Source organism: Nocardia aegles, from assembly GCF_052545135.1.
This window is the reverse complement of record NZ_JBQWRI010000005.1, coordinates 148,854-162,069: the sequence shown is the minus strand read 5'-3', so window position 1 is coordinate 162,069 and position 13,216 is coordinate 148,854. Positions and strand designations below refer to the sequence as shown.

Genomic DNA, 13,216 nt, shown 5'->3' with positions numbered 1-13,216 from the left:
AGACAGCGAACGATCCCGGCTACCGCCCGGCACAACATGGCGGGCCGCCCAGTCGAACGCGAGCGCGCCGCCACAATCGTGGCCGACCAGCACCACCCGGTCCAACTCCATCGCGTCGAACCAGGCATCCAGGTATCGCGCGTGGTCGGCGAACGCGTAGTCGATCGGGGGCTTGCCCGAGTGCCCCATGCCGAGCAGGTCCGGGGCGAGCAGCCGGCCGGGGCCGGGTGCGGATGCGGTCGAGTGCGGGGTGCCGTCCGAGCGGATCGTGGTGCGCGATCCGCGGCTCGGCCCGGAACGCCTGAACCATCACCGGAAGGCGGCGGCGGAGCGGATGGCCCAGTCGGCGAAGGTGCGCGGGGCACGACCGAGGACATGCGCCACGTCGGGGCTGATGCGTTGTTCGGCGGGCAGCGGGTCGCCGAGGATGGCGAGGGTACCGTCGACGACCGGTTCGGGCATGAATGCGAGCATCTGGGCTCGCGCCTCGTCGCGGGTCTGTTCGACGTAGCGCACCGGGGCACCCAGTGCGGCGCCGATAGCTGCGGCCCGGTCACGCGGGGTTACCAACTCCGGGCCGGTCAGCTCGTACGTCCGGCCGATGTGGCCGTCCTCGCGCAGCGTCACCGCGGCGACCGCCGCGACATCGGCCGGGTCGACGTTCGGCAGCCCGACGTTGCCGAACGGTGCGGCGGCAGTGCGGTCGGCGCGAATGGACTCGGCCCACGCCAACGCGTTGGAGTCGAGACCGCCGGAGCGCAGGATCGTCCAGGCCAACCCGCTGTCGCGCACCGCGGCCTCGAACATCGCCGCGTGCCCGTACGCCGCCGGTCGTGTGCCGACGCCCTGTGACGACATCAGCACAACCCGCCGGACTCCCTTCTCCTTGGCGATGCCGAGAATCGCGTCCGGATCGTCGCCGGCGACGAGCAGGAACAACCCGTCGGCTCCGTCGAACGCGTCCCGCAGGCCGTCCGGATCACCGAGGTCGGCGGCCCGGTGCGCCACGCCGTCCGGCAGTGGCCCGGATCGGCGCGACACCGCGGCCACCTCCTCGCCATCAGCCGTGAGAATTCGGACCAGCTCGCCGCCGACGTTTCCGGTCGCGCCAGTTACCACGATCACTGTTACTCCTCAGAGTCAGTTGGTAGTTAGTTAGTTAGTTAACTGACTTACTAGACGCTAGGCGGCGCGTGCCGACTTGTCTAGACTTAGTCAGGTGACTCACTCAACTGCGCGCGAACCGGGCAAGCGGGAACGTCTCACCGCCGCCGCGGCCACCGTCCTGCACGAGCAGGGGGTCGAGAAGACGACGCTCGCCGACATCGCGCGCGCCGCCGATGTACCCGTCGGGAACGTCTACTACTACTTCAAGACCAAGGACGAGCTGGTCGAGGCCGCCATCGGCGCGCACGGCGACGCGCTGCGCGCGTTGCTCGCCGAGCTCGACGCGCTGCCCACACCACGCCGGCGACTCGACGCCCTCATCCGAGGCTGGGTCGATCAGCGCGATCTCGCCGCGCGGTACGGGTGCCCCACCGGCACATTGGCCTCCGAACTGGACAAGCGCGCCGACGGCCTGGACCAGAAGCTCGCCGAGCACATGCGCAGCCTGGTCGACTGGGCCGAACGGCAGTTCCGCGAGCTGGGACACCAGCGCGACGCACGCGAGTTGGCCGTCGCGCTGATCGCGGCGTACCAGGGGATCTCGGTGCTGACCAACACCTTCCGCGAGCCTGAACTGATGGCGACCGAGGGCCGCCGCCTGCAACGCTGGATCGACTCCCTCTAGCCCGCACGGGCGGGCGGCGGTATCCGGCCTCCGAACGGGTGGGTCCCGGTCGCCCGCCGCGGAGGGACGACCTCGCCGTAGGGTTTGTGTCGTGAAAATGCTGCCGCTGCCCGCCGAGGGGCAGACCCCCGTCCGGGCGCTCACCATTGCCGGTACCGATTCCGGCGGAGGCGCCGGAATCCAAGCCGACACCCGCACCATGGCGCTGTGCGGGGTGCACGCCCTGGTCGCGGTCGCGGCGGTGACCGTGCAGAACACTGTGGGCGTCAGCGGTTTTCATGAGATTCCCGCGCAGGTGGTAGCCGATCAGGTGCGCTCGGTCGCCGGGGATATCGGCGTCGGCGCCGCGAAGACCGGCATGCTGGCCTCCACTGCGATCATCGAGGCGGTCGCGGCGGTGTGCCAGGAGGTCGGCATCGGCCGCGACGGCGAGATTCCGCTGGTCGTCGATCCGGTGGCGGCCTCGATGCACGGCGACGCGTTGCTGCACGCCGAGGCGCTCGACGCGCTGCGCGGCACCCTGATTCCGCTCGCGACCGTGGTGACGCCGAACCTGGACGAGGTCCGCCTGCTCACGGGCATCGACGTCAAGGACGACGATTCGGCGCGGCGCGCGGCGGAGGCGCTGCACAAGCTGGGGCCGCGCTGGGCCATCGTCAAGGGCGGGCATCTGCGTTCCTCCGAGTACAGCGTCGACCTGCTGTTCGACGGCGAGCAATTCCTGGAGTTCACCGCGCCGCGCATCGCGACCGGCAACGACCACGGCGGCGGCGACACGCTGGCCGCCGCGATCACCTGCGCGCTGGCCCACGGCTATCCGGTGCCCGAAGCGGTCGAGTTCGCCAAGGAGTGGACCTATCGCTGCCTGGCCGCGTCCTACGATCTCGGCGCGGGCCACGGGCCGGTGTCCCCGCTGTGGCGGTTGCACCGGAGCTGATCGGCGCCATTTCTTGTCGGTGGGCGCTGCGATACTGAGAACGTCGCGGACACGGATGGCTTCAACGGCGAGGCGATCGGAACAACGACGTTCGGCGTGGACGCGGCACGACCTCGGCGCCCGGCCCGGGGGGCGCTCCGGTCACAACGTGGAAAGAGCGAGGTGCGGCCGCATGGCGACACCGTGCAACCGAGCGCTCGCCGCCACCAGCGCGAAGATGATCTCACTCGGATAGGCCCCGAGGACAGACCGCTGGCGAACTGCTCGATGCCACCTGCATCGAGTGATTTCGATAGCCGGGCCTCCGCCAAGCTTTCCCCATTGGTTCCGAGCTACCAGGAACCTCACAGCTGAGCCCCAGCCCGGTGGCAGTGTGGCCGTCGAGTCTGGTCCGCATGACCGAGACTTCGACCGTCGCGGCGACGGAACGGACCGAGACCACGGGCGCGCCCGTGCTGGACGTGGTGATACCCGTCTACAACGAAGAGACCGACCTCGGCGTGTGCGTTCGCAGGCTGCACGCCTACCTGCGCGACGGGTTCCCTTTCCGGGCGCGCATCACGGTCGCCGACAACGCGAGCACCGACGCCACACTTCAGGTCGCGCGACTGCTCGCCGAGGAACTGGACAACGTGCGCGTCGTGCATCTGTCCGCCAAGGGGCGCGGGCGCGCGCTGCGCGCAGTGTGGGAACACTCGGACGCGCAGGTGGTCGCCTATATGGACGTCGACCTGTCCACCGACCTGAACGCTTTGCTGCCACTGGTCGCCCCGCTGATCACCGGGCATTCCGACCTGGCTATCGGCACCCGGCTCGACGCCGCGTCCCGGGTGGTGCGCGGACCCAAGCGCGAGATCATCTCCCGCTGCTACAACCTGCTGCTGAAGGCCTCGCTGCGCGCGCGCTTCTCCGACGCGCAGTGCGGCTTCAAAGCGATGCGCACCGAGGTGGCGCGCCGCCTGCTGCCGCTGGTGCGCGACGGGGAATGGTTCTTCGACACCGAACTGCTGGTGCTCGCCGAGCGGGCGGGCCTGCGGATCCACGAGGTTCCGGTGGACTGGATCGACGATCCGGACAGCCGCGTCGACATCATCGACACCGCGCGCAAAGACCTGCTCGGCATCTGGCGGCTGGGTCGGGCGCTGGCGACCGGCGCGCTGCCGCTGGAGGAACTGCGCCGCGCGGTGGGCCGGGAACCGCTGGTGCCGGGAGTGCCACTGGGCATGGTGGGGCAGCTGATGCGGTTCGCGATCGTCGGTGTGCTCAGCACACTGGCCTACCTCCTGCTCTACGTGGCACTGCAACCATTGACCGGCGCGCAGGTGGCGAACTTCGCCGCCCTGCTGATTACGGCCGTGGGCAACACGGCGGCCAACCGCGCCTTCACGTTCGGCGTGCGCGGCTCGAACGGGGCCGTCTCGCACCAGTTCCAGGGTCTGGTGATCTTCGGCATCGGGCTGGCGCTCACCAGCGGTTCGTTGTTCGCGCTGCATCGGTGGGCGCCGGACGCCTCGGTGCATCTGGAACTGTTCGTCCTCGTGGTGGCCAACCTCGTGGCGACGCTGTTGCGGTTCGTCGGGCTGCGCTGGGTGTTCCGCGACAGCGGAGGCGATCGGGAGTCGAGCGCATCGGCTTCCGCCGTGGGGGTTCGCCGATGACGGCGACTCTGACCGCGCTACCGGTCGCGGCTGAACCACGACCACGAGCCGAACGGAACTGGGAGTATCCGGCGCTGGCTGCGCTGCTGCTCGGCACGGCGGTGGCCTATCTGTGCAACCTGAGCTCGAACGGATGGGCCAATTCGTTCTACTCGGCCGCGGTACAAGCGGGCTCGGTCTCGTGGAAGGCGTTCTTCTTCGGATCGTCCGACGCGGCGAACTCGATCACCGTGGACAAGCCGCCCGCCTCGCTGTGGTTGATGGAGCTGTCGGTGCGGGCCTTCGGACTCAGCAGCTGGAGCATCCTGGTGCCGGAGGTGCTGCTCGGGGTGGCCGGCGTGGCGTTGCTGTGGGCGACGGTGCGCAGGCCGTTCGGGCCGGCGGCCGGATTGCTCGCCGGATCGGCGCTGGCGGTGACGCCCGTCGCGGCGTTGATGTTCCGGTTCAACAATCCTGACGCGCTGTTGGTGTTCCTGATGATCGCCGCCGCCTGGGCGATGACCCGGGCGGTGGAGGACGGCCGCCTGCGGTGGCTGGTGCTGACCGGAGCGCTGATCGGCTTCGGATTCCTCACCAAGCAATTGCAGGTGCTGCTGGTGGTTCCGGCGCTCGCGCTGACCTACCTGCTCGCGGGCCCGCCGAAGCTCGGCAAGCGCATCCTGCACCTGCTCGCGGCCGCGGCCGCGATGGTGGTGGCCGCGGGCTGGTGGCTGCTGGCAGTGGAGTTGTGGCCCGCCTCGTCGCGTCCGTGGATCGGCGGCTCGCAGGAGAACTCGATCCTGGAACTCACCCTCGGCTACAACGGGCTCGGCCGGCTCAACGGCAACGAGCGCGGCAGCGTCGGACCGCGCGGGGATCTCCCGCCCGGCGGCAACGGCATGTGGGGGCAACCCGGCATCACGCGGATGTTCGAACCGGCGCAGGGCGGTCAGATCGCGTGGTTGATCCCCGCCGCGCTGGTCGCGCTCGTCGTCGGAATCATCTTGTGCGGCAAGGCTTCCCGCACTGATCGGCAGCGCGCTGCGCTCGTCCTCTGGGGCGGCTGGCTGCTGGTGACCGGGCTGGTGTTCAGCTTCATGGCCGGGATCTTCCACCAGTACTACACCGTGGCCCTGGCTCCGGCCATCGCCGCGCTGGTCGGCGCGGGCGCGATACTCGCGTGGCGGGGACGGCATCGGCTGTGGGTGCGACTGGCGACGTCGCTTGCGGTGGGCGTCACCACGGCGACCGCGTGGATGTTGTTGTCCCGCAGCCCGGAATGGCAGCCGTGGCTGCGCTGGACGGTGCTGATCGTCGGCGTGCTCGCGACGCTCGCCGTGCTCTTCCCCGCACCGCGCAAGCTCGCGGTGGCGTCGGCGCTGGCCGTCGCGTTCACTTTCCTGGCCGGACCGGTCGCCTATACCGTCGACACCATCGCGACGTCGCACGCCGGTTCGATCCCCTCCGCCGGACCGAACGTCGCGATGCGCGGCCGGCCACCGTGGGGCGAGGGCATGCCCGAAATGGGCCGCCGCATGTGGGGCGGAGCGGGAACCACGGGCCTCGACGGCGCCGGGCAAACACCGGGCGGTACGCCACCGGGTGGACGTTCGCCGGGGACCGGTCCGCAGGGCACGACAGCGAACGGTCGAATTCCGCAGCCGGGCAACCGACTTCCCGGCACCGCTGCGCAGGGCGACGCACCCGGCGGGCAGGCACCGAATGACGCGATGGTCCCGCAGGGGCAGGGTATGCCCGGCGGCGGCGGTCCCGGCCCCAATGGCGGCGGTGGCATGGGCGGACTGCTCGGGGCGCGCGAACCGAGCGCACAGATCGTCGCCCTGCTCGAGCACAACGGCGGCGACTACACCTGGGTTGCCGCGACCATCGGCTCGAACAGCGCCGCGGGGCTGCAATTGGCCACCGAACTTCCGGTGATGCCGATCGGCGGCTTCAACGGCAGTGACCCCTCACCCACCCTCGAGCAGTTCGAACAGTATGTCGCCGGAAGGAAGATCCACTACTTCGTCGGCGGCGGCCATGGCGGACCGGGTTCGTCCAGTTCCTCCCCCAGTGCGCAGATCTCGCAGTGGGTCGAGGAGAACTTCACCGCCATCCAGGTGGACGGGGTGACCGTGTACGACCTGACCGCCACCCACTGACCACGCGGTGCGGTCCGTCGCCCTGCACTCCCTCGGGACCGTACCGCCTTCGGAGTGTTCAGCGCGTCTCCCCTGCGTCCGCTGAACACCGCATCCGCACCGGCGTCATACCTCGGCGCCGGTGCGGATCGCGTTCGCGCACCGGCGCGGCCGATTCGGCTCCCGCTCTTGGCATCCCGCACAAGTCCAGCGATGATGGTCGGACCTACGACGGCTTCCGGCCGGGAGCCGGACCATCAGGTCCCGTGTCCACCGCGAACATGCAGGAAAACAGTTGAACGCTCGCACGAAGCTGGCCGTGACGGTGGTCAGCGCACTGATCGCAACCGCGCTCACCGTCGGATTCGCCGCCACCGCGTCGGCCGTGCCCGCCGACCGCACCGAACCGATCGCCGCGGCGACCAGCGAACTCCCGCAGGTGACCTACATCAAGGCGTGCCTGCCGCCCGGCGACACGATCGAACTGCGTACGGGCGTCGGCGCGGCGATCGGCGCCGCCATCGGCGCGCTGGTCGGCCTGCCCGTCTTCTTCATCGGCGCGATCCCCGGAGCGATCATCGTCGGCCTCATCGGCGCCGCCGTCGGAGCCTCCTCCTACGCCATCGATTCCGGCCGCCTCGAGCAGCAAGGACTGTGCTGATCGGTCGCGGGTACCAGCACGCCGAGATCCGAAGGCCCGCTCGGTCACCGAACCACGACCGACACTCACCGCGCACGCCCCGGCGGCGGACTCCCGCAGCGCCTTGCGCAGCTGCGTGCCAACCTGGCGCAGCTCGGTGTCAGCGACGACATCGGCGAGCGGATCACCCGCATGGCCACCCGCCGCGAACATCTGCACGTCGCCGCCGTCGACGGCCTGGGCCTGACCTCCATGGAACGCCATCAGCTCGCAGCCGTCCTCGACGACATCGACACCTGCCTCATCCGCAACGACAAGCAGTTGCCCGAGCTGATGTGGGTGGATGAGCGCAGCAAGGCCGAGATCGACCAGACACGCAGCGACCGGCCCGCCGCCACGCTGTCGGCCGCGACCAGGAAGCAGGCGCGGCAGCTGATCGAGGCCAGCGGCAGCGTCGAGCCGAAAAGCCGCGAGGCGCGGGTACTCGACTCCGCGGTGTCCACAATCGGCGACACCCTCTACAGCGTGGCCGGCGGCGCGGTCGACGGTGTCGATTCCGAACGCCAGCAGTTCATCGACAACCGCGCCGCCCTCGGCAAGGCCCTCACGCAGGCCGGTGGCCACCGCTACACCAAAACCGCGGTCCGCGAACTGATCGACGACCGGGCGCGAGAAGCCGGGCAGTACGGCCGAGCCGCCGCCGAGCGCCGCACCCGCTGGAGTGCCCGCGTCGACCAGATCATCGCTCGCCGCGACGACGCGATCGCCCAAACGCCAGGCTGCCGCCGCCGGCCGCAGCCCTCGCCCGGGCCGCAATTGCGCGACCAGGTTCGACCGGACAGCGCAAACCGCTTCACCTGCCCCGGCACGGCGGCGGAACCTGCATACCCCGGAGGTCGGGCGGTGACCGAAATCGTTGATCTGCATGTGATCGCCCGCCTCGACGACCCCGCCGGTGGTGCGGTCGCCGACCTGTACGGGTGCGAACTGTTCTACACGACGACGGCAGCATCCACGGCCGCACCGTCAGCTGCCGCTGGGAATCCATCCCCACCGACCCCGGCAGCCCGGCCAGCCTCGACGCACTCGACCAAGCGCTGGCAGCCGCCGGATACACCCGCACCAGCGAATGGCGGCGCAGGACCACCAGCTCCGGCGCGGTGCGGTACTTCACCGTCGCCACCATCGGAATCGAGGACATCTGACCAACCCAGTACGTAGGGCAGCCCCGGAACACCCAACGTTCCGGGGCTGCCCTACGTACTGGGGGCTACTTCTTCCCGCCACTCTTCCCTCTACCGGACTTCGCCGCGCTCGACTGAGCACGGGAAGCGAAGCCGGACTTCGCCGAACTGCTACCCGGGTTCCTCGCCGCCGCGGACTGGACTCGGGACGCGGCCGCAGCGGTCATCGTGCCGCCGCGGTGGCCCTTCCCACCAGACTTCGACATGAACGCACTCCTTCCGCACTTCGTGCCCCTCCTCCGGGATACGCCTGCCGGGCCCGCCCCGCCCACAATGTTTCGGATGGTCCCCGAGCAAGTTATGGACTTGGACGGTCTAAGTGAGGGACACCCGCGTCGGTGCGCCAAGACCGGAGGCACGCTCTCCCGCTGAGGGAGAGCGCGGCAGCACCTCGAGACCCAACCACCAGGCCCTCATTTTCGTGCGCGAAACCGGACTCTGCCCTGCTCAGGTCGTGCGGTACTTCGCTGTAGCGGGCCTCCGGATCGAAGACATCCAGTCACCACCCCGACACAGCAGAAAGGCCCCGCCATCGGCGGGGCCCGTCGTCGTGTCGGTGGTCAGGCTGAGCGTCGGCGGTCAGGCTGAGCGTCGGCGGTCAGGCTGAGCGTCGGTGCCGGCGGGCGAGCAACGCCAGGATCTCGTCTCGGCTGATGGTGTCGTCGGCGGCGGCCTCGGCGGTCACCCATTCGGAGACCAGCTCGTCGACGCTGGCGTCGGCGGCCTCTGCGCGGGCGGTGAGCCGCTGCTCGATCGACAACGGGATATGCAGTTCCACGGTGCGGGTGACGATCAGCTCGCCGGGCTGCTCCGGACGCTCCGCCTCTACCGGCGCCGCATCCGGGTCGGGCCGGAAGTCGTCGATGCTCCAGTCCTCGCCGAAGGCGTCGACGAGCTCGCGGTACACAGCGTCGCTGGCGCGCTGTTCATCCGTCGTATGGTTCTTCACTGCGCACCTCCCATTCCTCGAACGCGGTCAGGTCGTCGCCGGTCAGTTCGCCCGCCGCGATGACGACCGAGTGGAACCGGGCCACCTCACGGACCGCGACCACCAGAGGCCTTCCCGCGTTGGTGCGGCCTGCTATCAGTGTGACCGGTACCGGGCCTCCAGTCGATAGACGGGGCCAGCGTCGGCGTGCCGTGAGCACCTGGTCCACCTCTTCAGCGGTCACACCCCGCAGCTTCGATTCCGCCCACGGGGGCAGCTCGTACGGCATGGTCGGCCACCCTACGCCCAGCCGCCGACAACAGCGACAGTCTTCTGAACAAGGCACCAAACGCGAAGGCGCGATGGATGTGGCGGAACGCTAACGGGTTTGGAAGCCACAGACGGCCGCCAACGATGCTTGTCCGTGCGAAGTTCGCGCGAATAGGCAACCTCGTTTGGCAACCGCGCACCGTCAATTTGTGAACTTCAAAAGAGCGTTTGTCACCTTACACATAGCTGATGTGCATAACTCTTCAGCTGCAAGGTTCGTGAGACAGCTCACCAACCTGCATATTTTCCATTTTTGAGTTCCAAATTGGATAGCGTTGCTGTGATCTATGTCACAGACAGATAGGACGCGTGTGCGGGGGCGGTGGTGGTGCAGGTGCACCGGGGGAGTTAGTTTGGTACCGCGACAAGCGCGTTAGAAACCAGAGAACCCGGGCGGGATCGCACCCCACACCCCGGCTTCTGGCCACACCGGCGCGGGCGGTTAGGAGAAGAGAGACCAGACCGCACGCACCACCGCAGGCGTCGACTGGGTGACGATCGTTGCCCAGTTGGCGTCGGCTTCCTCCGTGAGGAATCTGCCGAAGTCCAGCCCAAACGTCCCGACCACACTTACCTCGACGACCACGGCCCAGAGACGGACCCACCAGGGTGGCGGCTCGTTCTCCGGATGATCCGACTCGCGGTTTTCCACGCGTGTCCTCCTGTGTACGCATCACCCGAAGGTGATCCAGGCTCGGGGCCTTCCCGATCCTCGAGGTACCGCGGAGGTTCGAGCGCGTACTGGATTCGATTGGCAGAGCCGTCGAATCGGACTTCCGAGAAGCTTAGTGCAGTCTCGCGACACCCCTCCGACCGCACACCTGCGAACCAGCATGATCGCCCACCCACGCGGAACGCGATCATGCAGCCGCGCAACCGAAGTCCCAAGGTCGAGACGCCGAATCGGTTGCACCGTCGGAAATGACGCCCGTGCCTGCGAACAGGTCAACAATCGGATAAATGCTGAGAAGTTCCGCGAGGTTGTCCACTTTCACCACCCTGACGAACCCCAGAACCGCAGCTCAGCTGAGATACAACTCCACCAGGGGCCGTCCGAACGGCCCTGGTGGGGGCACGGACGCGGCATGCAGTTTGTTCGCAAGGTCGTGTATCGACGCCGTTGTCGTAGATGGGGCTCCGAACTGGCAGGGACCCTACTGAGCGACCTCAGCGAGTCCGGCCGTACCTGCGGACCGGTCCCGGCGCCGTTGCCGGTACGCCCGTTGTCGGCAGGCGTTGGTGCAATGCCGCCGCGGACGGCCTATCCGGTCGAGACTGTAAACGCGCCCAGTCCACATCTCGCAAGGGCATGCTGCACAGACCTTGAAGCCCAGCGGCTCGGTGTAGCCGTGCCAGTCGCACCAGGTCAAGTTGATCGACTTCTGTTTGGCGCCAACGCCAAGTCGGATCTGCGCCAGCTTCCGCGCGAGTTCCACTCGCGCGGGCCCTACAGCGCCAGCGTGCTCCACGCGGGCAAACAAGGCCTTGATCCAATCGAGCGCTACCGGCCCCTCAACGAGACCGGTGTGGGCCAGCGCGTCGATTAGGCAGCTCACCTCTTCGACGCTCGGCGGTTCGCGGCCGTCATCCCATTTGATCTCGCGCAACGCCACCGTGATCGTGGCGTGGAACTCGATGAGGTCGATGTTGCCGACAGCCCTTTCCTCGATTCGGTCGCGGCGGACAGGTCGACGAGTCACAGTGCCTCCTCGGGCCGTTCCGTCTCCTGGGCGGGTGCAGTCGTCCGGTCACCGCCACCGTGAAGCTCCGGGCCGCTGGAGGTGCGACGGAACCCGAAAGCTTGGGCGAATGAGGCGAACACCTCAGGGATATCCTGCTTCTCCGCTCGAAGCAGAGCAACAGCGGTTACCCCGACCACGGCGAGGACAAGGATCAGCAACGGTCCTAGCCCCGCCGACAAGAGCGACGAGACGACCGAGACGTGGGTGGACAAAGCGCGCCTCCGCATACGAGAAAAGCCCCCGGCGCGACGCCGAGGGCTTGGTGGGGTGATCTTGATGTGCTGAAACGACAGAAGCCCCGATCAGGTGATCGGGGCTCCGGGGCACAACTGTGCCCAGCGGGACCAATATAGCGCACTGCACGCGCACGCTCCGACAGCGGCCGCAGGAGCGAAACATACTGCGCAACCGGCGTTCGTGCGGGCGCAGAGCTCGTTCAGGGACTTTCGTAACGCCCCTGGTGGCGGGTGACGGGCCACAGCCCTCGGTTCTATGCCGCTCGCCGCGATGACGCGCACCAATTGGGCCGAGTTCGCGTCCACCGGGTGCGGGGACGCCACCCCAGATACGGAAACCCCGGGGAAGACATACCTGGCCTCCCCCGGGGGTCCGCGAACGCTTTGTGCGCCAACTCCAGAGCGCTCTGGAGGGGCGGTCGACGGTGCCATCTCCCGAGGAGATGTTTCAGATGCGGTGTCGACGACGTTGCGGCTTCGACGTTAGAGCAGCAGCAGCGCCCCGCGCAAGAATCGGAACCGAACCTTGAACGCTAGCGTGATGTCTTACCCCCCTGTATCGTGAGGCCGAATGTTATTACTAATCAGAGCGGCGGTCCGTCGAGTTCGGAAGGGGAGCAGGTCATCGTGGGGAAGCCGGTCCGATTGACCGCGGCCAGCGAGGTGGCGTCGCGTCTGCGGGGGCACTACGGTGCGCCTGTGCGCCGGGAGTTCCTGGTCCGTCCGGAGAGCGGCGAGCCGACGCCACTCAACCAGCTCATGAGCAGCCGGACGGCAGCTGGTGGCGGGCGCGGAGGACGGCAGCGCTTGGCGTTGCTGCTGACCGCGCTGTGGGTGTGTTCGCGGGAACCCCACAGCACGAAGCACTCGGCGAGCTGGTGGGCTGAGATGATCGGGCTGCCGGATCCTCGGGGCCAGGCGGCCGGCCGTTCTGTGGTCGCGAATCTTCGAGAACTCGACCGCAGAGGATTCATCGCTCTCGAGGCCGGTCGCGACGGCCTCCTACCGGAGGTGAGCCTGCGCAGCGAGCTCGGCACCGGCGCGCCGTACGTGCGGCCGTATCTGGATCCGTACCCGAGTTTCATCAGAGTTCCCGAAACCTTGTGGACCAGAGGCCTCGTCGGCAAGCTCGACGCGCGGGCGCTGGCGATGTACCTGGTCCTGATCTACTACACCAACCTGGACGCCAGAAACGAGATCTGGTTCTCCAACACCGCGTTCCGCCAGCGCCATGGAATGGCCGAGGCGACCCGTCTCAACGGGCTGAACACGCTGGTGAACCTGGGGGTCGCCACCATGCGCGAGGACTACGTCGACGCAGCGCACGACGTCGGCTACCGCACCACCAAGCGCCGGTTCTACAAGCTGGATCCGCTGTACGTCCCACCAGCAACATCCAAGCCCGACGCCGCACCGGAAACATCCAAGCTCGACACCGACGCCGAGCCGAGGCCTGCGAATCGGCCCGGGGCCGTGAACAACAGCGACCCGTGGGCATCGTCACCGGCGTCTAACCGGCGCAGCGTGACGAAGCACGGCGACGACGAATCGCCCTTCTTCTAGCGCTCGCTCAGTACCAGGGACACCGC

At 68.3% G+C, this 13,216-nt stretch carries 12 protein-coding genes and 1 pseudogene; 7 read left to right on the top strand and 6 right to left on the bottom strand.

From position 1 onward, the window contains the following. Positions 1–36: 36 nt before the first annotated feature. A pseudogene (locus tag ACT89H_RS16430) lies at positions 37–219 on the bottom strand (alpha/beta fold hydrolase); the annotation flags it as partial. Positions 220–309: 90 nt separating this feature from the next. Next, positions 310–1,125, bottom strand: coding sequence for an NAD(P)H-binding protein (locus tag ACT89H_RS16425; RefSeq protein WP_445109487.1), 816 nt, complete (start codon positions 1,123–1,125; stop codon positions 310–312). A gap of 94 nt (positions 1,126–1,219) precedes the next feature. Here ACT89H_RS16425 and ACT89H_RS16420 point away from each other — a divergent pair, with 94 nt between their 5' ends. From ACT89H_RS16420 to ACT89H_RS16395, 6 genes are all read left to right on the top strand, one after another. Then, positions 1,220–1,792, top strand: coding sequence for a TetR/AcrR family transcriptional regulator (locus ACT89H_RS16420; protein ID WP_445109486.1), 573 nt, complete (start codon positions 1,220–1,222; stop codon positions 1,790–1,792). A gap of 91 nt (positions 1,793–1,883) precedes the next feature. Further along, positions 1,884–2,729, top strand: coding sequence for a bifunctional hydroxymethylpyrimidine kinase/phosphomethylpyrimidine kinase (gene thiD / locus ACT89H_RS16415; RefSeq protein WP_445109485.1), 846 nt, complete (start codon positions 1,884–1,886; stop codon positions 2,727–2,729). 395 nt (positions 2,730–3,124) lie between these two features. Beyond that, a complete protein-coding gene (locus ACT89H_RS16410; RefSeq protein WP_445109484.1) occupies positions 3,125–4,387 on the top strand; it encodes a bifunctional glycosyltransferase family 2/GtrA family protein in 1,263 nt (420 codons plus the stop codon). Continuing rightward, positions 4,384–6,528, top strand: coding sequence for a glycosyltransferase family 39 protein (locus ACT89H_RS16405; RefSeq protein WP_445109483.1), 2,145 nt, complete (start codon positions 4,384–4,386; stop codon positions 6,526–6,528). Before ACT89H_RS16410 ends, ACT89H_RS16405 begins: the two co-directional genes overlap by 4 nt. Before the next feature lie 274 nt (positions 6,529–6,802). Continuing rightward, positions 6,803–7,168: a hypothetical protein gene (locus ACT89H_RS16400; RefSeq protein ID WP_445109482.1), complete on the top strand. Its 366-nt coding sequence runs from the start codon at positions 6,803–6,805 to the stop codon at positions 7,166–7,168. A gap of 171 nt (positions 7,169–7,339) precedes the next feature. Continuing rightward, positions 7,340–8,368, top strand: a complete 1,029-nt coding sequence (locus tag ACT89H_RS16395) for a hypothetical protein (protein WP_445109481.1) — start codon at positions 7,340–7,342, stop codon at positions 8,366–8,368. Positions 8,369–8,989: 621 nt separating this feature from the next. On the opposite strand, the gene ACT89H_RS16390 is transcribed toward ACT89H_RS16395, so the two are convergent. The 4 genes from ACT89H_RS16390 to ACT89H_RS16375 form a co-directional block, all read right to left on the bottom strand. Continuing rightward, on the bottom strand, positions 8,990–9,340 hold the full coding sequence (locus ACT89H_RS16390; RefSeq protein WP_445109480.1) for a hypothetical protein: 351 nt from the start codon (positions 9,338–9,340) through the stop codon (positions 8,990–8,992). Further along, entirely contained in the window at positions 9,318–9,608 is a 291-nt protein-coding gene (locus ACT89H_RS16385) for a hypothetical protein (protein WP_445109479.1), read from the bottom strand. The genes ACT89H_RS16390 and ACT89H_RS16385 overlap by 23 nt, the downstream gene beginning before the upstream one ends. A gap of 483 nt (positions 9,609–10,091) precedes the next feature. After that, positions 10,092–10,301 carry a hypothetical protein gene (locus ACT89H_RS16380; protein ID WP_445109478.1) on the bottom strand — a complete coding sequence of 70 codons (210 nt, stop codon included), beginning with the start codon at positions 10,299–10,301 and terminating at the stop codon, positions 10,092–10,094. Positions 10,302–10,803: 502 nt separating this feature from the next. Continuing rightward, positions 10,804–11,349 (bottom strand): hypothetical protein, encoded by a 546-nt coding sequence (locus tag ACT89H_RS16375; RefSeq protein WP_445109477.1) that lies wholly within the window; start codon positions 11,347–11,349, stop codon positions 10,804–10,806. A gap of 905 nt (positions 11,350–12,254) precedes the next feature. On the opposite strand from ACT89H_RS16375, the gene ACT89H_RS16370 reads away from it, so the two are divergent. Next, positions 12,255–13,190: a hypothetical protein gene (locus ACT89H_RS16370; protein WP_445109476.1), complete on the top strand. Its 936-nt coding sequence runs from the start codon at positions 12,255–12,257 to the stop codon at positions 13,188–13,190. Positions 13,191–13,216 lie beyond the last annotated feature (26 nt).

Bases quoted from the DNA above. Each gene is read 5' to 3' on its own strand.
- ACT89H_RS16385 (WP_445109479.1), bottom strand. From the start codon at position 9,608: ATGCCGTACGAGCTGCCCCCGTGGGCGGAATCGAAGCTGCGGGGTGTG.
- ACT89H_RS16405 (WP_445109483.1), top strand. From the start codon at position 4,384: ATGACGGCGACTCTGACCGCGCTACCGGTCGCGGCTGAACCACGACCA.
- ACT89H_RS16410 (WP_445109484.1), top strand. From the start codon at position 3,125: ATGACCGAGACTTCGACCGTCGCGGCGACGGAACGGACCGAGACCACG.
- ACT89H_RS16395 (WP_445109481.1), top strand. From the start codon at position 7,340: ATGGCCACCCGCCGCGAACATCTGCACGTCGCCGCCGTCGACGGCCTG.